Raw genomic sequence first — 18,751 nt, 5'->3', positions numbered from 1 at the left:
ATACTACTAAAAGAAAGCTGCCCGGCTTTTCCCTGTACAAACCGGACAGCTCGACTAACCAATCAAATTATTGGGTAAGAATTTCCCCCGATTCTAACGCCTTTTCATAATTGACTGCTACAACAGGATGGCTTCCGAAGAAGCGATGACCGTTCTTTCTTTTGATCTTGATCATTTTGGAGCCATCTTCATTTTCTTTGATAGAGGTTACCACTACTTTTTCACCTTTTAAGGCCTTGTAATTGGCGATACCACCTCTTTTGATAATGAAATTTGCCCTAGGAAGTTCAATGTGTTGATACATTCTGGTTTCTGATTTTCCGATTTCTAATTCATCACCCACCTGTACGTTTTCCTGCGCATGCAATAAAGCTCCTGAGAATAATAAGGCTACTGCATATTTAATCATGTTCTTAAATTTTAGGTTAACAATTAAATTCTGCCAGCCAATCGATCAAGTATAACTTTTGCCCTTACTTTGAATTCTTACAACCATGTCAGTCTAAAGCTATAAATTGACATTCTTGTATAATTGCCGAATAGGGTATGAAGCTATAATGCATTCATCAATTGTCAGCATTGTCACCTAAAAGGCAAAGGGTATGCCGATTTGAACTATGATTTTAGGTGGTTACTGTATATTATTGATAATCATATAATTAAAATAAATTTCAAATAAAATTTAATTTTAGGTTCCGAGGCGTTTTTACCCATGCGGGGAGTAATTTCCCATTTCTTTCAATTCAATTTACTGCGAAGGGTTTTGCGGTCTATCTGAAGAATTTCTGCCGCTTTTGTTTTATTGCCGTTTGTATGCTCCAACACGCGCTCAATATATTTTTGTTCCATTTTTTTTAAGGGAATGAATTTCTCATCCTCAAAAGAAATCTGAAACTTGAGCCGGTCAGGTAAGTGCTGTATCTCAATGCTACGGTCGGCCATAATGACCGCTCTTTGTATCACATTCTCCAGCTCTCTAATATTGCCCGGCCAATCATACCGATTTAATATTTCATAAGCTTCCGGAGATAGTTTGAAGTGGCGGTCTTTATACTCTAGACCATATCTATTGGCAAAGCTCTCGGCTAATTTCTTTATGTCGCTTCTACGTTCACTCAAAGAAGGAACCTGTATTTCTACAACCGTTAGTCGGTAATAAAGATCTTCCCTAAAATGATTTTTATGAATATCATCAAGTAAGTTGCTGTTCGTGGCCGCAATGATTCGAATATCGACTTTCTCCGTTTTACGCGAGCCCACACGCACAACCTCTTTCTCTTGTAAAGCTCTTAACAGCTTGGCCTGCACCGCCAAAGATGCCGATCCGATTTCATCTAAAAAAAGCGTGCCGCCGTTGGCAGCTTGAAAGAACCCGCTTCTATTTTCAACTGCGCCTGTAAAAGCCCCTTTTAAATATCCGAAAAGTTCAGATTCTTGCAGGTTTTCAGGAATCGCTCCGCAGTTGACCGCGACAAAGGGTGAACGTGCATATTTTCCGGAGTAATGTATAGCTCTGGCCACCAATTCTTTGCCCGTTCCGCTTTCACCGGTAATCAGAACAGTGGCCTTGTTATTTTTGACCCTCTCAATGAGTTCGGTTACCTTTTTGAAACCTTCTGAATCACCGATCATGCCTTCATAAAGCGGCATGGTTGAGGGGGATTTTTTAACCGATTGATTTTGACTTTTGGCATGGGCAAAAGCATTTTCAACGGCCTCTTTGAGTTCTTGCTTGGTAAAAGGCTTTGTCAGGTAATCGATAGCCCCGGTCTTGATACCTTCCAGCGTTCCCGAAACGGAAGGGTAGCCTGTAACTACAAGCTTAGGCATTTCGGGGTAATGCTCATTGGTGAACTTTAGCAACTGTAGCCCATCTACTTCAGGCATCTGAATATCGGTAATCAATAGGTCGATAAAAGTGTCTTTTAAAATACGAACCGCCTCTTTTACCGAAACCGCTTTATAAGTATGATAATTTAGCGATTGTAAATGTCGCTGTAAAAGTTCTAGAATACCAATATCATCGTCAACTAAAAGAATATTCTCTTTTCTGAGCATAACTATAATTTAGGGAAAACGACGGTAAAGATAGTGCCCTTTGGTATATTGGGCTCATGTCTTATAGAACCTTGGTGACTGCTAATGATGCCGTGTACTACACTCAAGCCTAAACCAGAACCCTCACCCAAAGGTTTGGTGGTGAAAAAAGGCTCAAATACCTTGTCTTCATTTTCCCTTTCGATACCATCTCCCTCATCAGAAATTTGAATTTTTATTTTATTGGATTTTTGTTGCACATCAACATCGATACTACCGGCTTCCGGAGAATAATAAATAGCGTTCATGATGAGATTGAACAATACTTGGGTGATTTGCACCGTATCGGCCTTGATATAGATATCAAGATGACTAAAATGTGTATTTAGTTTGATGTTCTTGCTTCGGAAGGATGGCTGTAGTAGGTTGAGAACGTTCTCAACTAAGGGGTTCAAAGCCAATTCTTTCATCTCTTGGGGCATTTCGCAAGCGAAAAACATGAGCTTTTTCACAATTTCCCTACTGAAAATGGCACTTTCCATAATTTTTTCAAGATCTCTTTGAGCCGTGGCATCCTTCGTAGATTCTTTCAACAGTTCGGCAAACCCCAAAATATTGGCCAAAGGCGTATTGAGTTCATGGGCAATTCCTGCGGTAATTTCACCAAGAATATGTAGTCTGTCGGCTCGTTCCATCTGGCGGCTTATGGCAGCTTCCCGGTCTCTGATCTGTTTCCGCTCGAATAGATTTCCAATAGCTAAACTAATATTGTCGAGCAGGTCTTGTTCTTCAATCAAGAAGTCTGAGAGCATATATTTCCCGGAAGGATATCCTACTTCAATAAAACCATCTATTTCGTTAAAAACCTTAATGTCAGATTTTAACGACACTAGTCCTGAAGAGTACTCTTCGGTACTAACTTCAAAAGTACCGTGAACCAATAAAACCTCGGTGTCTTCATCAAATTGCCAAGCTCTTTTCATGCAGAGAACAATCTCTTCTAACGACGTGGTCAAATCATCATAATCGGCATTTACAATGATAGAAGTGACTTCATATAGGCATGTTAACTCTTTAACCCGCTCTTTTAAACGTGCTTCGGTTGAGGTCATTGGTGCTAGTTTACAGTTGAGTGTTTGTTAAAAATACGACTTTAAAGTCAAAATTTGAATCTGCTTGATTCTTGTTCGAGCAATTTCAACGGTCTTTATTTTTTATGGATTGGCTAAAATTCCGTCGATAAAAAGCAGGCCTTTATATAGTCAAATCGACCGAACTTCTATTGTGGTTCGATAAGATGTGCTTAGTTCACAATTTTGCTCTGAGTTTAAAAAATCTCAAGAATGAAATTGATTAGTAGCATAGTAAGTTTGATTTGCTTTGGAGTGCTTAGTTCGCAGGAACCTTCAACTGACAAGCAGATATGGTCTTTGCAGGATTGTATAGACTACGCCCTAGAAAATAATATTACCGTAAAGGATGCCAAACTGGATGGTGCTTTGGCAGAAGTAGATTATGAGAAAATAAGGGCCCAACGATTGCCTAATCTATTTGGTAGCGCCTCTCAGAACTTATCTAACGGTAACTCGATCGACCCCATTACCAGTGATTATGTTTCGAGCCAAATTGCTTCAACAAATTTAGGAATGAGCACCTCCGTTACCCTTTTTCAGGGAAATCAACTGAACAATCAAGTCAAGCAAGGTAAGTTAGTCTTAGATCAAAATTCACTTTACATTCAAGAGGCCCTTAACAATGTAACTCTCAGCGTAGTTGAATCTTACTTACAGGCCCTCTATAATAAAGAGGCTATACTGGTACAGGAAAATATTCTAAAAAACTCCGAGGAAGAAGAGAAACAGGCCAAAGCAAGGCTGGATGCCGGTTCGATTGCCATGCAAGATTATACAGATGCACAATCGCAAACGGCCAATAACCGCTATAATCTGATTACGGCCAAGAACAATTACAATTTAAGAATAGTGGAGTTGAAGCAATTGCTGCAATTGAATCCGAACCAGACTATACAACTTGTTGATATTGATGAAAATATTGAGGTTTTGATTCCGGTTTTGGATAAAATGGAAGTTTATGAGAGGGCATTGCAAAACTTACCTGAAGTAGATGCCGGTAAGCTGAATATTACTATTTCTGAAAAAGATTTAGACATAGCAAAAGGAGGTTATTTGCCGACTTTGTCATTGACGGGAAGCCTCGGTTCAGGATATACCAGTATCGATTATACCAATTTCGTCGACCAACTTGATGTGAATTTCAATCAAAGAATTGGTCTGTCACTTAGTCTGCCCATTTTCAACCGCAAGCAGACCAAAGCACAGGTGAAGAATGCAGAGATCAATATAGATAAAGCCAAACTTCAATTAAAGACCATAGAAAACGAGGTTTATCAAAAAGTAGAAAACGGTTGGCAAAATCTAAATTCTGCCCAAGAACAATTAGCAGCTGCCGAGGTGGCTCAAACCGCGGCCGAAGAATCGTATCGGTTGGCCCAGAAAAGATATGATTTAGGGGCCTTGAGTACGGCCGACCTAATTGTAAGCCAAAACCTTTACACGAATACACAAGAGAATTATCTACAAGCTAAATACTTGAGCATTTTATATTACCAGCTCATGGAATTTTATCAAGGAAATGAAATTAAACTTTAAAAAATGAAACATAAAAAAACAGTTTTGGGCCTCATAGCAGTGGCCATAGTCGCCACGGTTATTTTTGGCTTCTTTAAATCTGATACGTCTTCAAGGGTTTCGGTAAATACGGTGAAAGTTACCAAGAACGATATCGCAAAATTAGTGACCGCGACCGGCACTGTCGAGCCCATCAATCAGGTAGAAGTAGGTACACAGGTATCAGGCGTAGTCGAAAAAATATACGTCGATTTTAATAGTGAGGTAAAAGAAGGTCAATTGATTGCAGAATTAGATAAGACGAATCTGAAGGCTACACTTTCGCAATCTAAGGCTACTTATGAGAATGCGGTTGCCGAAAGAGATTATCTGAAGACCATTTACGAACGACAAAAGACTCTTTTTGATAATAAGGTAATAAGCCAGGCTGATTATGATGAGGCTTTTTACAATTATAGTACCGCTAAAAGCGTGGTCACACAAAGGTTGTCCGATTTACAAAAAGCCCAGTCGAACTTGGGGTATGCAAATATCTATTCGCCTATTTCAGGGGTGGTTTTATCTAGGGATATCGATGAGGGGCAAACCGTTGCAGCCAGTTACAGTACGCCTACACTTTTCACGATTGCCCAAGATTTAGAGCAAATGCAGGTAGAAGCAGATGTTGATGAGGCCGATATTGGTGAGGTAAACGAAGGTCAACGGGTGACTTTTACGGTAGATGCATACCCTGATAAACTATTTGATGGCCAGGTGACGCAAGTACGCTTGAATCCTACTGAAACATCGAATGTTATTACATACACGGTCGTGATTAAGGCCGAAAATCCAGATTTGAAACTAAAACCGGGTCTAACCGCAACAGTGTCCATTTATACTTTGGAACTCCAAGGTGTACTATCGACGGAGGCAAAAGCTGTGAACTTTAAACCGGATATGGCAATGCTGAAAGCCTACGCCGAACAAAATGAATTCTCATCACCTGAAGGAGAACAATCTCGGTCAGCTAACAATGCAGATGGTACGGTGGTATGGGCTCTCGATAATTCGGGAAGAATAGTGCCAAGAAAAGTAGATTTGGGAGAAAGCGACGGCGTGAATGTCCAAGTCTTAAATGGGCTTGATGAAGGGGAAAGTTTGGTTTACAGTTTAAAATCTGAGTCTGAGGTACCTTCGGTTGAAGGCGAGTCGAGTAGTCCATTTATGCCCAAACCGCCCGGTAGTAATAAAAAAAGTAAGTAGCCATGCTCCAAAAAATAATCAAAATAGAAAACTTGAAACGTGAGTTTAAGATGGGTGATGAAGTGGTTCATGCCCTAAAGGGAATCTCGTTTGGTATAGATTCTGGGGAGTTTGTGACCGTCATGGGCTCAAGCGGTTCTGGTAAAAGTACCTTACTGAATATTTTGGGCTGTTTAGATCAACCTACTTCTGGAAGCTATGAAATAGATGGCCTAGCGGTTAAAAACCTATCTAAGAACGAACTGGCCAATATCAGAAACCAAAAAATCGGATTTATTTTTCAGGCATACAACCTGTTGCCTAGAACTTCGGCGATTGAGAATGTTGAGCTTCCCTTGTTATATAACAGCAAGATTACGGCAATAGAACGCCGCGAAAGGGCAATTTTGGCCCTCGAAAAGGTAGGTTTGGGCGAACGTTTGTACCATACACCATCTCAACTCTCTGGGGGGCAGCAGCAAAGGGTGGCAATAGCCCGGTCTTTGGTGAACGATCCGGTAATGATTCTTGCTGACGAGGCGACAGGTAATCTCGATACTCGCACCTCGTATGAAATCATGTCTTTATTTCAAGAATTGAACGCTCAAGGCATCACCATAACGTTCGTGACACATGAACCCGACATAGCAACTTTCAGCAGTAGAACATTGGTTTTGAAAGATGGAAATATCATTAAGGATGAAAAGAACATAAAAATAGGGAAGGCCGCTCTTGAGTTGGCAAAACTTTCTATTGACGATAATTGATTATGAGAATATTAAATTCCATAAAGATTGCTTTCAAGGCAATTGTCTTGAATAAAATAAGAACCCTATTGACCATGCTGGGTATTATTATTGGGGTAGCTTCGGTTATCGCCATGTTGGCAATAGGTGAAGGTTCAAAGCAAAGCATCAGGCAACAGATTTCGAGTATGGGCTCTAATATGATTACCATACGCCCCGGAGCTGATATGAGAGGCGGTGTTCGCTTAGATAGAAGTGAAATGCAATCGTTGACCTTTGCCGATTATGAAGCCATCAAAGAAGGGGCATCGCTACTATCGTACATAACACCGGAAGTAAGCGGTAATGGGCAAGTAATTAATGGTTCGAATAACTGGCCGTCCTCTATTTATGGCGTGAATCCAGACTACTTGAGCATTAAAGCTGTAGGTTTGAAGAGTGGTAGCATGTTTACCGATGCCGAGGTTCGTTCGGCTTCGAAAGTTGCCGTTCTGGGTCAGACCGTGGTCGATAATATTTTTGGTGAAGGCGAAGACCCTTTGGGGAAAACTATACGTTACAACAATATTCCCTTTAAGGTGATAGGGGTGTTGGAAGAAAAAGGGGAGAATACCTTCGGGCAAGACCAAGATGATATTCTTTTAGCACCTTATACAACGGTACAAAAAAGAATTTTGGCCATTGATTATCTTCAATCCGTTCTGGCATCGGCGGTCAGCGAAGAAAAGGCCCCCGATGCCGTTGATGAGGTAACGGAAATAATGAGGGCCCAACACCGTTTATCGGAAAATGAAAGCGATGATTTTTCAGTACGCTCTATGGAAGAACTTATTTCTACCTTTAGTTCAACAAGTGAAATGCTTACAGTGCTTCTAGTGGCCATCGCGGGTATCTCACTTTTGATTGGCGGTATCGGTATTATGAATATTATGTATGTCTCGGTAAAAGAACGCACCAAAGAAGTAGGGCTGCGAATGGCAGTAGGGGGCAAGGGTACCGACATTATGTTACAGTTTTTGATTGAGGCAATACTTATAAGTGTGACCGGCGGGCTTATTGGTGTTTTCTTAGGGTTGGGTGCCACTTTCTTTATAGAAAAACTGCTAAATTGGCCTACCTCGGTAGCACTTTACTCCATAGTGGTATCCTTCGCTGTGTGTGCCTTGACCGGTATATTTTTCGGATGGTACCCGGCGAGAAAGGCCGCCGCTTTAGATCCTATTACCGCACTTAGATATGAATAAATGTGCAAATGATTAAGAGTGATAAAAAAATAATCGTATTATTTCATTTTTTGGCTTGGGCCGTATTATTCAGCCTTCCTTACCTTTTATCATCAGGAGATGATCAGTTGCTTTCGAAGGTGGCGGCACATTCATGGGTTCCTTTGGTCTTCTATGCCATTCTCTTTTATATCAATTACTTGTTTCTGGTAAGTCGGTTTCTGTTTACCGGCAAAACTTTTTGGTTTATTCTCTACAACTTGATAGCGATAGGTTTATTCATAGCGCTGCGCGGAGAGATCAATATGCTTTTCTTTGAGCAAGTTTTTAAACCTATGGAAGAAGGCAAGGGGCCTCCGCCGAAGATGTTTCTATACGTTCAGATGTTCTCGTATATGTTACCCGTTATGTGCGCTATTGCTCTTAAGACCATGGAAAATTGGCAACGAACGGAAACGGAGAGAAAAGAAGCGGCAAATGTTAAATTACAATCAGAGTTACAGCATCTGCGCTACCAATTGCAACCGCACTTCTTCTTTAATTCGCTGAATAATATTTATTCCCTAGTAGATATTTCTCCTTCTCAAGCCAAATCAACAATTCATAGCTTGGGCAAGTTGATGCGATATTTGTTGTACGAGACTAAATCGGAGAAAGTTCCCTTATCAAAAGAAATAGATTTCCTTCAAAAATATATTGATCTCATGCAATTACGCATTTCCGACTCAACGAGCGTGAAAACTAATTTTCCATCGAGCGATAATAACTTGCAGGTAGCGCCTTTGCTTTTCATTTCCTTAATAGAGAACGCATTTAAGCACGGGGTTTCAGCTCAAGACGATAGTGAAATTGATATGCGAATGGATATTAAGTCGAATACCATAGATTTTAGGGTCGTCAATAGAAATTTTCCTAAAAGTACCTCGGATAAAAGTGGGTCGGGTATTGGCCTGCAGAATTTGGAGAAGAGATTACAACTATTATACCCCTCTAAGCACCAATTAAGAAAATGGGTCGATGAAGGAATGTACCACGTAGAATTAAAAGTTGAAACGTAAATGGCAGCCCAAATTTTAAGTTGTATTGTAGTAGATGATGAACCCATGGCCCTCAACTTAGTCGAGAGCTATGTAGAAAAAACTCCCTTTTTAGAACTGAAAAAAAAATGTAGTTCAGCCATCGAGGCATTAGAGTTTTTGCGACATGAACCGGTAGACTTATTGTTTCTTGACATTCAAATGCCTGATTTGACCGGTATGCAGTTGTCGAAAATGCTGCCAAAAGAGTGCAAAGTAATATTTACAACGGCATTTGATCAATACGCGCTAGAGGGCTTTAAGGTATCTGCATTAGATTACCTGCTTAAACCTTTCGATTATTCAGAATTTTTAATGGCCGCCCAAAAGGCGTTGGATTGGTTTTCTTTAAAAAATGTTCCAAAAGTAAATGAAGGTAATTTTCAAAAGGAGTTTCTGTTTGTAAAATCGGAATATCGGCAGCTAAAAATTCAACTCAGTGAAATTCTTTTTATTGAGGGATTAAAGGATTACGTGAAAATTTGGCTCAAAGGAAATCCCAAACCGATTCTAACTTTAATGAGCTTAAAATCTTTGGAAGAAGAACTTCCTGAAACTGATTTTCTAAGGGTTCATCGGTCATACATCGTTTCATTGAATAATGTCGAGGTAATTGAAAGAAGTCAGATTTTGATCAATGATTTAAGAATTACGGTTTCTGACCAGTACAAGCCAAAATTTCTTGAGTTTGTTCAAAGAAACTCGTTGGGAGGCTAGAAAGACTTATTCAATAATATTCAGATTGGTTCTAGTGTATATAGCTGCAATGGTTCCTCTTTTCCACGTAACGATTGAGAACCCATTGATTTAAAACTATAGTTTTTGTACGAACCGAGTTGATCGGCCAAATGCTTCGAAATAAGAAGATCGGTGCCGAACCGATTGCAGAGACTTTGTATTCGAGCCGTGGCATTCAACACATCACCTGTAAAAATGATTTCTTTTTTCAAGGTTCCGATTTCGCCGGTGGTAACAGGCCCTATGTGCAGACCTGCTTTAAAAGTAGGTTGCAGTCCGAACTGTTTCTCATACCAGGCGGCACGTTTACTCAAGCTTTCTTTCATTAAAAAAAAGCAATCGATGCATCTTGAGATATCGGTCTGTTGATTAATTTCCCAAGTGATTACTATTTCGTCACCTACGTACTGATACACTTCCCCTGAAGAATCTATGATGGCATCCGAGAAATCGGAATAATAATTTCTTAACAGCTCGAAATATTTAATGTGCCCCAATTTTTCGGCAATGGTGGTGGACGATTTCATGTCCGAAAAGAGAAAAATTCGCTTTTCCTCAATTGGTTTGTGATACTTACCGGTGAAGAAGTTCATAAGTACCCCGTGACCGACATTTTCGTTGATTTCGGAATAAAAGAGACTCACAAAAAGACTAAACGCCAATGATACGGCAGTACTGGCAAAGTCGATACTAATGAAAAAATTGGATAGTTTTTCAAGCACTTTTGAATGAAGCGGTGACAAACCAAGTTCTAAACTCGCGGCAATGGGGTATACAATGATCATCACGATTAGTAAGAATACGCTGTAGAACAAGACTTTGTAGAAAAGTTTTTGGGAAAATGACTTTTTCTCAAAGAGCCTCCCTAACCAAAGTACTTCAACAGCACCGACGGCCCAGCCAACAATAGCGACCGCTAAGCTGGCAAATACGAATACGCTAGGCGTAAGGGTTATGGCTGCATCAGGGTTAAGGTTTTTGTGTTGTGTGGCCGCTTCCTGTATGAAAAGTATGAGCCAGCCTATCACCAACCAAATAATACCGAATGGCAATATTCTAGCAAGATTTCTTTTTGTTTTGGGTCGGAGCATGGTCGGCTATTTGCCCCTAAAGTAGTCTATTATTGGTATTTACCATCATCATGAAATCTCAGATAATTGGAAGTTTAATTTCAAAGTGATATTGGTAAGAGGATAAATATGATTTGAATATTTTCGATTATTTATTATTTTTTTCTTTTATTTGGTATATGCTTCCAAATCAAAGAAAAATAAAGATTTTAGAAATTCTAAAAGAAGATGGTTCGGCCAAAGTGGTCGAATTGGCCAAAATTTTTAAGGTTACCGAAGTAACCATACGCCAAGATTTAGAAAAGCTGGAGGATGAAGGTCAAATTGTTCGTGAGCACGGTGGTGCCTTTTTAAGAGATGTTTCAAGTCAGGTTCAGAGCCTTTCATTGGTGAACCAAGACCATCTTAATCTAAAAGAGGTGATAGCAAAAAAGGCCGTAGAGTTCATTGAAAGTGGTGATACCATAATTCTTGATTCTGGCAGTACTACGACAGAGATAGCCAAAAAGTTAATGGGTTATAAAAACCTGACGGTCATTACCAATGCTTTGAATATTGCGCTGATGCTGGGTACAGAACCAGGTATTGAGGTAATCATGACCGGAGGGGAATTCAAGCCGCCTACCTTGTCGTTAACAGGGAAAAAGGCTGCTGATTTTTTTGATGGACTCAATGTGCAAAAATTATTCTTGGCAACTGCGGGAATCTCCTTAAAATCAGGTCTTACATACCCTAGTTTAAGCGACTTGGTGGTAAAAAAAGCGATGATAGATGCTGCCGACACTTCTTATTTAGTGGCAGACCATACCAAGTTCGGAAAAAGTGCTTTAGCAAGTTTAGGTGCTTTATCACTGATCGATTACATTATTACAGACTCTGGAATAAAGAGTAAGGATAAAGAGATGTTCAAAGAAAACGAAATAGAGGTAATCATAGCATAACCAGATATGTCAACAGAAAAAATGGGTATTGGGGTCATCATTGGAAATAGGGATTTTTTCCCCGATAGTTTAGTGGAGAAGGCAAGAATTGAAATCCTTGATGTTTTTGAAGACCTCGGGGTAACCCCTATTCTTTTACCAACTACCTCTACAAAGCTTGGGGGTGTTGAAACATTTAAAGAGGCGCAAAAATGTGCAGAACTATTTAAGAAGCATGCAGATGAAATTACGGGTGTGCTGGTTCTTTTACCAAATTTTGGAGATGAGAAGGGGGTAGCCGATACCTTGAAACTTGCTGATTTGAAGGTGCCCGTTTTGGTTCAGGCTTACCCTGATGAGTTATCTAAAATGAATGTTGCAAATCGAAGGGACTCTTGGTGCGGTAAAATATCGGTTTGTAACAATCTTTATCAATATGGTATCAAGTATTCGCTGACTAGTAGTCACGTATCCTTTCCGTCCGAGCCAGGCTTTAAGAAAGACTTATTGAATTTTGTCTCTATATGCAAGGTGGTAAAGGGGCTGCGAAATGTTCGAATAGGTGCGGTAGGTGCCAGGCCCGGAGCTTTTAATACGGTTAGATATTCCGAGAAGATTCTTCAGCGCAATGGTATATCGGTACACACGGTAGACCTTTCCGAAATTTTGGGTCGAGCTGAAAAGCTCACAAAAGATGATATATCGGTCAAACAGCATATCGATTTGATCAACTCTTATGCTCCCAAGGGAAAAACCCCGGATGCGGCCATGGTTCAAATGGCCAAACTCGACGTAGTGCTCAATGAGTTTGTAGAAGAATATGCGCTAGATGCTACAGCCATACAATGTTGGACATCTTTACAGCAAAATTATGGCTGTAACGTATGCACGAGCATGAGCATTATGAGTGAGAATATGTTGCCTTCTGCCTGTGAAGTAGACGTTACCGGAACTTTGAGTATGTATGCCATGCAACTGGCATCGGGTTCACCAAGCGCGCTAGTCGATTGGAACAATAATTATGCTAATGACGTGAATAAGGTAGTGCTTTTTCATTGTGGTAATTGGGCGAAATCTTTTCTTCCGGATATTGAAATAAGCAATGCCCCGATTCTCGGTTCTACCGTGGGGGTTGAAAATACTTATGGTGCCTTAGACGGTAGAACTCCCGCGAATCCCTTAACCTACGGGCGTATCAGTACTGACGACCCTAAGGGAATCATCAAGGCTTATGTGGGTGAGGGCGAATTGACCGACGACCCCCTAAAAACATTTGGTAACCGTGCCGTTGCCAATATTGGAGATTTACAGGGTTTGATGAATTATGTCTGTAGAAACGGATTTGAACATCACGTAGTTATGAATGCCTCGAAGACGGCATCAATTTTAGAAGAAGCGCTGGGCAATTATCTAGGTTGGCAAGTATATCATCATAAAGAAGTATCATGACAGTTAGGGAACTTCGGTTAAAATCTATATTTCTCAGAAAGCAGCTCTTGAAATATATCTACCATGCCAAGGCGGGGCATACAGGGGGTAGTTTGTCGTGCACCGATATATTGAACGTTCTTTATAACAAGGTTTTGAATGTAGACCCAAAGAACTTCAAAGACCCCGACCGAGATCGTTACATTCAAAGCAAGGGCCATAGTGTAGAGGCTTTATATGTGACCCTGGCCGATAAGGGCTTTTTTCCCGAGGATGATTTAGAAACATTATGTGCTTATGGGTCCAATTATATTGGCCATCCCACTAAAAAAGTAAATGGGATGGAACAGAACACTGGTGCACTGGGTCACGGGCTGCCCATTTGTGTAGGCGAAGCCATTGCAGCCAAATTGGATGAGAAGAATCATAGAATTTTCACCTTACTGGGAGATGGTGAACTTCCCGAAGGATCTAACTGGGAGGCTTTTTTAGCGGCTGCCCACTACAACTTAGATAATCTCTATGCCATTTTAGACTATAACAAGCAACAGATTACCGGTAACAACGAAGATGTCATGAGGATTGATTCTGTAAAGGAAAAGTTGCAGGCTTTTGGATGGGAAGTAAGAGAGGTCGACGGGCATAACATAGAAGAACTTATAGAAGCTCTCAACAACGGGCCTTTTAAAGTGGGAAAACCCAATTTCATTATTGCGCACACGATAAAGGGTAAAGGGGTAAGTTATATGGAAGGCAATCTTAAATGGCATCACGGCGTGCCAAGTGATGAGCAGTACGAAATGGCATTAAATGAACTAAACGAGTCACAATCTTTAATTTGAACCCGATGGAACTTGATAAGATTGAAGAAAAAGAGTTGCGCATGGGGGTACCCAATCAAGTGGTATTTTCGAATACCCTTCAAGAGTTGGCTGTAACCGATCGTGACATATTGGTGACCACTAGTGATTCTCGAGGTTCCGGAAAGTTGGTGCCTTTTGCTGAAAAATTCCCTGATCAAGTGGTAGAGGTAGGTATAGCTGAACAAAATTTAGTGGGTGTAGCTGCAGGTTTAGCGTCTGCAGGAAAAAAAGCCTTTGCCGTATCTCCTGCCTGTTTTTTAAGTGCTCGAGCCTTAGAGCAAATAAAGAATGATGTGTGTTATTCCGATAATCCGGTAAAATTGGTCGCGATAAGTGCAGGCGTTAGTTATGGGGCTTTAGGAACCACTCACCACAGTTTACATGATTTTGCAGCGCTTAGGGCGATTAACAATATTACCATCGTGGCCCCTGCGGATAATTACGAAACGGAACAGGCGGTACGTAGTGCAGTGAATTTCAACCAACCACTTTATCTCCGCTTTGGTAAGAAAGCCATGCCTTTTTTAAATGAGCAAAACGAATCATTTGAATTTGGTAAGGGCAGAATTATCAGAAGAGGTGATGATGTGACAATAATTGCAACGGGTGAGGCTGTATATCCCGCTTGGTCAGCGGCCAAGGTTTTAGAAACGGAACGGGGTGTTCAAGCCACGGTCGTCAGTATGCATACCATTAAACCTTTAGATGTGGGCTTGATTGCCGACATGGCATCCAATGGTCGACCGATAGTGACGGTAGAAGAGCATATGGTCAATGGAGGCTTGGGCGAGGCCTGTGCATCCTATCTAATGCAAAATGGTTTTCATAATGCTTTTAAGATTATTGGTATACCTGATGAATATACCGTAACAGGCTCACAGGTCAATATTTTTGACCATTACGGAATTTCAGCAGAGGGGTTGAAAGAAACCGTGCTGAACATTCTTAGTTAAAATTAAAGAAAATGAAAAAAATCATACCTCTTCTCATTTTACTGCTCTGCTTCTCAATGAAGGTTAGCGGACAGCCGCATCGCTTATTGGTGCTTACCGATATAGAAGCAGACCCAGACGACGCCCAATCGCTTACCCGCCTATTGCTTTATGCCAACGAGATTGAAATAGAAGGGTTGGTCGCTACCACTTCGGTACACCAAAAAAGCAAAGTGGTTCCGGAGACTTTACGTGAGATTATAAATGCCTATGCTAAGGTTCAGCCCAACCTATTGAAGCACGAAAAGGGTTTTCCGACACCTCAAGATTTGTTGGCTCTAGTAAAAGAAGGACTTCCGGTGTATGGAATGGAAGGAGTAGGCAAAGGGAAGGACTCCGAAGGATCGGAATGGATTATTAAAGTTTTGGAAGAGAAAGATGAGCGGCCTTTATATATATCAGTTTGGGGAGGGCCAAATACTTTGGCGCAAGCGCTCTGGAAAATTAGGGAAACCAAGAGCAAAAAAGAGGCTGCCCGATTGATAAAAAAGATAAGGGTGTACACTATTTCTGATCAAGATGATAGTGCCGCGTGGATCCGTAAAGAATTTCCTGACCTTTTTTATATTGTAAGCCCTGGAGGTTATTTTGGTGCTACTTGGATTGCAATCAATAGACCTATAGAGGGCGTCGACAATTCTACCGTTAGCAATTCTTGGTTAGCTCAAAATATTCAACAAGGGCATGGCCCTTTGGGTACTATGTATCCAGATGTCGCTTATGGTATGGAAGGTGATACACCCGCTTATCTTTCCTTGATTCCTAATGGTTTGAATAACCCCGAAAAGCCCAATTGGGGTGGCTGGGGCGGTCGCTATGAACTCTATCGGCCAGACTCGCTCGACCAAGGTTTTACCGGTGGAGTGCCAATTGAAAAGGAGACCCGACCTATTTGGACCAACATAAATGACACCTACAGTCCCGTTATTTCAAATGAATTTGGTAGAAATGTCAAAAATGATACTCTCACTTTTACCGATAACCGTGTTACCCTTTGGCGGTGGCGTGATGATTTTCAAAATGATTTTGCCGCAAGAATGGATTGGTGTACGCAAAGCTATGAAAACGCCAACCATCCTCCCGTTCCTGCTTTGGGTCATGATGATGAAATTACCGTGAAATCGGGAGAGATTTTTGGTTTAAACGCCATCGGAACCACAGACCCAGATGGCGATAGTTTAAGTTACCTATGGTTTCAGTATTCTGAAGTCGGTTCTTATAAAGAGAAAATTGAATTTGGCTTATCTGAAAATCTATATTTTGTTCACACCATAAAAGCGCCTGAGGTTACGAAACCGGAAACAGTTCATTTCATACTAAAAGTCACCGATAAAGGCTCTCCGGCTCTTTCTAGATACAAGAGGGTAATCGTGAACATCATTCCCAATTGAACAAATTATGAAAAAGGTTTATCTGATTTCGATTTTTTACCTTTTGTTTTTCTCCACATTATGCGCGGGTGGTCGATTGTATGCTCAATACTTTAATGAAAAACCACGAGTATTTGTTTTGACAGATATAGAGAATGAGCCAGATGATGCACAGTCTTTGGTAAGATTTCTCACCTATAGCAATATGTGGGATGTAGAGGGTATTGTAGCCACGACCTCTTGTTGGCAACGAGATAAGACCGCAGAATGGAGAATTCACGAAATTGTAGATGCCTATGGCAAAGTGAGGCAGAATCTAGAAGTTCATGAAAAGGGTTACCCAACTCACGAATATCTAAATAGTATAGTCAAGATTGGTGTCCCTAAGTTTGGAATGGAAGGCGTTGGCGAGGGTAACGATTCTGAAGGCTCGGAGTGGTTGATTCGAGTACTTGAAAAAGACGATAAGCGACCGATTTATATTCAGGCCTGGGGCGGTACGAATGTTTTGGCACAAGCTCTCTGGAAAATGCAGCGCACCAAAACGGTTTCTGAATTAGACCAGATAATCAGAAAAATGAGGGTATATACCATTTCTGATCAAGATGATTCAGGACCATGGATACGCAACAACTTCCCGAATATTTTTTATGTGGTGAGCCCTGGTTATGAAGAAAATGGGGGAGGGCAGTACCATTATGCCACATGGTCGGGTATTTCTGGTGACAAATTTCATGGTCGGTTTGATGGCCCAGATTTTACTTTGGTAGATAATCCTTGGCTTGACAAAAATATACGTCAAAATCATGGTCCGCTCGGAGCGGAGCATCCCCACACCGAGTATTTAATGGAGGGCGATACCCCTTCATTCTTAGGTTTGATCAATAACGGCTTAAGCAATCCTGAAAACCCAAATTATGGTAGTTGGGGCGGTAGGTACGAGTTGTACGTTCCTCAATATAAAAAATACATGTATGAGCCTGAATTACGGCCTATTTGGACCAATACCCAAGATGAGGTCTATAGCGAACATACCCAAAAGATGCATACAAGCCACCATGCCACTATTTGGCGTTGGCGCGAGGCCTATCAGCATGATTTTGCGGCAAGAATAGATTGGAGCAATACAAAAATATATGAGCAGGCGAACCATCCTCCAACCGTAAAATTGAATCATGAGAATGAGATTTCGGTTTATGAAGGAGAGAAAATCGTATTGAGCGGAGCTAATTCAACCGATCCTGACGGTGATGAGCTAAGTTATCAATGGTTTGCATACAAAGAGGTAGGAACTCTAAATGTAAGTAGAAGAGGAAATATAGAGTTGATAAATGCCGATACCCATACCGCTAGCCTGGTTGCACCTAATACCGATAAAGTTGGTACCATACATTTCATTTTACAGGTTACCGATAATGGTATGCCTTCATTGACCAGATACCAAAGGGTAATAGTGAACGTAACACCCAAGCAACCATGAAACTGTCGTCAACAAAGGTTTTTTTATTGGTTTTAGCCTTGGCATTAGGTTGTAAACAACAAGAAGATAAGAACTCAGGCCCTAAGAAAATGGCGGTTATTATATCTACATTGAACAACCCGTGGTTTGTTTTTTTGGGAGAACGTGCTGCGGCAAAAGCCCAAGAATTGGGTTATGAGGCCAAGATTTTCGATTCTCAGAACAACACCGCTTTAGAGGCTGATCATTTTGATAATGTTATTGTTTCCGGTTTTGATGCCGTTCTTTTCAATCCCACCGATGCTGATGGTAGTGTCGTCAATGTCAAAAAGGCCAAAGAAGCCGGCATACCTGTTTTCTGTATGGATAGGGAAATCAACTCTTTAAATGCAGCTACATCCCAAATACTCTCCGATAGCTATTCGGGTAGTATTGCTGTAGGGGCCTATTTTGCCCAGCAACTTAATAAGAAAGGCAATTATGTTGAATTGCTGGGTTTGGTCGGTGATAATAATACATGGGCTCGTTCCAATGGTTTTCATTCGGTGGTTGATAATTACCCGGAACTGAAAATGGTTGCGCAACAGAATGCAGACTTCGACCGAAATAAGGCACTTGAGGTTATGGAATCGATAATTCAGTCAAACCCGAACATTCAGGGTGTTTTCTGTGGTAATGATGCCATGGCCATGGGAGCGTATCAGGCTCTGGTAGGCGCAGGTATAGCAGATTCGGTAAAGGTTTTCGGCTTTGATGGCGCAGATGACGTGGTATCGGCCATTCAAGAGGGTAAAATTACCGCAACGGGAATGCAGTTTCCTAATGTAATGGCAGAACGAGCAGCCATCTTTGCAGATGAATACATACGCGGAAAGCGTGATTTTGCCCAGAAAATTCCGGTTGCGGTAGAGTTGGTCACTGCCGAGAATGTTGAAAATTATGCGGCGTACGGTGAATAAG

The 18,751-nt window shown here is 41.0% G+C and carries 17 protein-coding genes; 13 read left to right on the top strand and 4 right to left on the bottom strand.

Features of this window, described 5'->3' with window-relative positions; all coding sequences use genetic code 11:
* Positions 1-67: 67 nt before the first annotated feature.
* From IL356_RS17690 to IL356_RS17680, 3 genes are all read right to left on the bottom strand, one after another.
* Entirely contained in the window at positions 68-409 is a 342-nt protein-coding gene (locus IL356_RS17690) for a hypothetical protein (RefSeq protein WP_121849430.1), read from the bottom strand.
* Between the two features lie 329 nt (positions 410-738).
* Positions 739-2,058, bottom strand: a complete 1,320-nt coding sequence (locus IL356_RS17685) for a sigma-54-dependent transcriptional regulator (RefSeq protein WP_121849429.1) — start codon at positions 2,056-2,058, stop codon at positions 739-741.
* Between the two features lie 2 nt (positions 2,059-2,060).
* Positions 2,061-3,149, bottom strand: a complete 1,089-nt coding sequence (locus tag IL356_RS17680) for a sensor histidine kinase (protein ID WP_121849428.1) — start codon at positions 3,147-3,149, stop codon at positions 2,061-2,063.
* Between the two features lie 231 nt (positions 3,150-3,380).
* Here IL356_RS17680 and IL356_RS17675 point away from each other — a divergent pair, with 231 nt between their 5' ends.
* From IL356_RS17675 to IL356_RS17650, 6 genes are read left to right on the top strand one after another with little or no spacing between them, the layout of a single operon-like run.
* Positions 3,381-4,706: a TolC family protein gene (locus IL356_RS17675; RefSeq protein WP_121849427.1), complete on the top strand. Its 1,326-nt coding sequence runs from the start codon at positions 3,381-3,383 to the stop codon at positions 4,704-4,706.
* A gap of 3 nt (positions 4,707-4,709) precedes the next feature.
* Positions 4,710-5,927 carry an efflux RND transporter periplasmic adaptor subunit gene (locus IL356_RS17670; protein WP_121849426.1) on the top strand — a complete coding sequence of 406 codons (1,218 nt, stop codon included), beginning with the start codon at positions 4,710-4,712 and terminating at the stop codon, positions 5,925-5,927.
* A 2-nt stretch (positions 5,928-5,929) separates the two neighbouring features.
* A complete protein-coding gene (locus tag IL356_RS17665) occupies positions 5,930-6,673 on the top strand; it encodes an ABC transporter ATP-binding protein (RefSeq protein ID WP_121849425.1) in 744 nt (247 codons plus the stop codon).
* Positions 6,674-6,675: 2 nt separating this feature from the next.
* The gene (locus IL356_RS17660) at positions 6,676-7,896 is read left to right on the top strand and encodes an ABC transporter permease (RefSeq protein ID WP_121849424.1); all 1,221 of its coding nucleotides are present in this window, start codon (positions 6,676-6,678) and stop codon (positions 7,894-7,896) included.
* Between the two features lie 8 nt (positions 7,897-7,904).
* Positions 7,905-8,933 (top strand): sensor histidine kinase, encoded by a 1,029-nt coding sequence (locus IL356_RS17655; protein WP_121850736.1) that lies wholly within the window; start codon positions 7,905-7,907, stop codon positions 8,931-8,933.
* Entirely contained in the window at positions 8,934-9,668 is a 735-nt protein-coding gene (locus tag IL356_RS17650) for a LytR/AlgR family response regulator transcription factor (protein ID WP_121849423.1), read from the top strand. It abuts the gene before it with no gap.
* Between the two features lie 20 nt (positions 9,669-9,688).
* Here the strand turns inward: IL356_RS17650 and IL356_RS17645 are convergent, their stop codons facing one another.
* Positions 9,689-10,780, bottom strand: coding sequence for an adenylate/guanylate cyclase domain-containing protein (locus tag IL356_RS17645; RefSeq protein WP_121849422.1), 1,092 nt, complete (start codon positions 10,778-10,780; stop codon positions 9,689-9,691).
* Between the two features lie 158 nt (positions 10,781-10,938).
* Between IL356_RS17645 and IL356_RS17640 the strand changes: the two genes are divergently transcribed.
* From IL356_RS17640 to IL356_RS17610, 7 genes are read left to right on the top strand one after another with little or no spacing between them, the layout of a single operon-like run.
* Complete coding sequence (locus tag IL356_RS17640; protein WP_121849421.1) at positions 10,939-11,700, top strand: DeoR/GlpR family DNA-binding transcription regulator; 762 nt, start codon at positions 10,939-10,941, stop codon at positions 11,698-11,700.
* A gap of 6 nt (positions 11,701-11,706) precedes the next feature.
* Positions 11,707-13,128: an L-fucose/L-arabinose isomerase family protein gene (locus IL356_RS17635; protein ID WP_121849420.1), complete on the top strand. Its 1,422-nt coding sequence runs from the start codon at positions 11,707-11,709 to the stop codon at positions 13,126-13,128.
* Complete coding sequence (locus IL356_RS17630) at positions 13,125-13,949, top strand: transketolase (RefSeq protein ID WP_121849419.1); 825 nt, start codon at positions 13,125-13,127, stop codon at positions 13,947-13,949. Before IL356_RS17635 ends, IL356_RS17630 begins: the two co-directional genes overlap by 4 nt.
* A gap of 5 nt (positions 13,950-13,954) precedes the next feature.
* A complete protein-coding gene (locus IL356_RS17625) occupies positions 13,955-14,923 on the top strand; it encodes a transketolase family protein (RefSeq protein ID WP_121849418.1) in 969 nt (322 codons plus the stop codon).
* Between the two features lie 11 nt (positions 14,924-14,934).
* Complete coding sequence (locus IL356_RS17620; protein WP_121849417.1) at positions 14,935-16,353, top strand: DUF1593 domain-containing protein; 1,419 nt, start codon at positions 14,935-14,937, stop codon at positions 16,351-16,353.
* 7 nt (positions 16,354-16,360) lie between these two features.
* Positions 16,361-17,812, top strand: a complete 1,452-nt coding sequence (locus tag IL356_RS17615) for a DUF1593 domain-containing protein (RefSeq protein ID WP_121849416.1) — start codon at positions 16,361-16,363, stop codon at positions 17,810-17,812.
* Positions 17,809-18,750 carry a D-ribose ABC transporter substrate-binding protein gene (locus tag IL356_RS17610; RefSeq protein ID WP_121849415.1) on the top strand — a complete coding sequence of 314 codons (942 nt, stop codon included), beginning with the start codon at positions 17,809-17,811 and terminating at the stop codon, positions 18,748-18,750. The genes IL356_RS17615 and IL356_RS17610 overlap by 4 nt, the downstream gene beginning before the upstream one ends.
* The last annotated feature ends 1 nt before the right edge of the window (position 18,751 follow it).

The organism is Euzebyella marina (assembly GCF_014855515.1).
GTDB lineage: Bacteria > Bacteroidota > Bacteroidia > Flavobacteriales > Flavobacteriaceae > Euzebyella > Euzebyella marina.
The sequence above is the reverse complement of the archived record's forward strand: the minus strand, read 5'-3'. Positions and strand labels throughout refer to the sequence as shown.

Coding starts and splice junctions, on each gene's coding strand:
- IL356_RS17665 (WP_121849425.1), top strand. CDS start 5,930: ATGCTCCAAAAAATAATCAAAATAGAAAACTTGAAACGTGAGTTTAAG.
- IL356_RS17630 (WP_121849419.1), top strand. CDS start 13,125: ATGACAGTTAGGGAACTTCGGTTAAAATCTATATTTCTCAGAAAGCAG.
- IL356_RS17610 (WP_121849415.1), top strand. CDS start 17,809: ATGAAACTGTCGTCAACAAAGGTTTTTTTATTGGTTTTAGCCTTGGCA.
- IL356_RS17640 (WP_121849421.1), top strand. CDS start 10,939: ATGCTTCCAAATCAAAGAAAAATAAAGATTTTAGAAATTCTAAAAGAA.
- IL356_RS17635 (WP_121849420.1), top strand. CDS start 11,707: ATGTCAACAGAAAAAATGGGTATTGGGGTCATCATTGGAAATAGGGAT.
- IL356_RS17690 (WP_121849430.1), bottom strand. CDS start 409: ATGATTAAATATGCAGTAGCCTTATTATTCTCAGGAGCTTTATTGCAT.
- IL356_RS17625 (WP_121849418.1), top strand. CDS start 13,955: ATGGAACTTGATAAGATTGAAGAAAAAGAGTTGCGCATGGGGGTACCC.
- IL356_RS17685 (WP_121849429.1), bottom strand. CDS start 2,058: ATGCTCAGAAAAGAGAATATTCTTTTAGTTGACGATGATATTGGTATT.
- IL356_RS17670 (WP_121849426.1), top strand. CDS start 4,710: ATGAAACATAAAAAAACAGTTTTGGGCCTCATAGCAGTGGCCATAGTC.
- IL356_RS17650 (WP_121849423.1), top strand. CDS start 8,934: ATGGCAGCCCAAATTTTAAGTTGTATTGTAGTAGATGATGAACCCATG.
- IL356_RS17655 (WP_121850736.1), top strand. CDS start 7,905: ATGATTAAGAGTGATAAAAAAATAATCGTATTATTTCATTTTTTGGCT.
- IL356_RS17645 (WP_121849422.1), bottom strand. CDS start 10,780: ATGCTCCGACCCAAAACAAAAAGAAATCTTGCTAGAATATTGCCATTC.
- IL356_RS17680 (WP_121849428.1), bottom strand. CDS start 3,149: ATGACCTCAACCGAAGCACGTTTAAAAGAGCGGGTTAAAGAGTTAACA.
- IL356_RS17620 (WP_121849417.1), top strand. CDS start 14,935: ATGAAAAAAATCATACCTCTTCTCATTTTACTGCTCTGCTTCTCAATG.
- IL356_RS17615 (WP_121849416.1), top strand. CDS start 16,361: ATGAAAAAGGTTTATCTGATTTCGATTTTTTACCTTTTGTTTTTCTCC.
- IL356_RS17675 (WP_121849427.1), top strand. CDS start 3,381: ATGAAATTGATTAGTAGCATAGTAAGTTTGATTTGCTTTGGAGTGCTT.
- IL356_RS17660 (WP_121849424.1), top strand. CDS start 6,676: ATGAGAATATTAAATTCCATAAAGATTGCTTTCAAGGCAATTGTCTTG.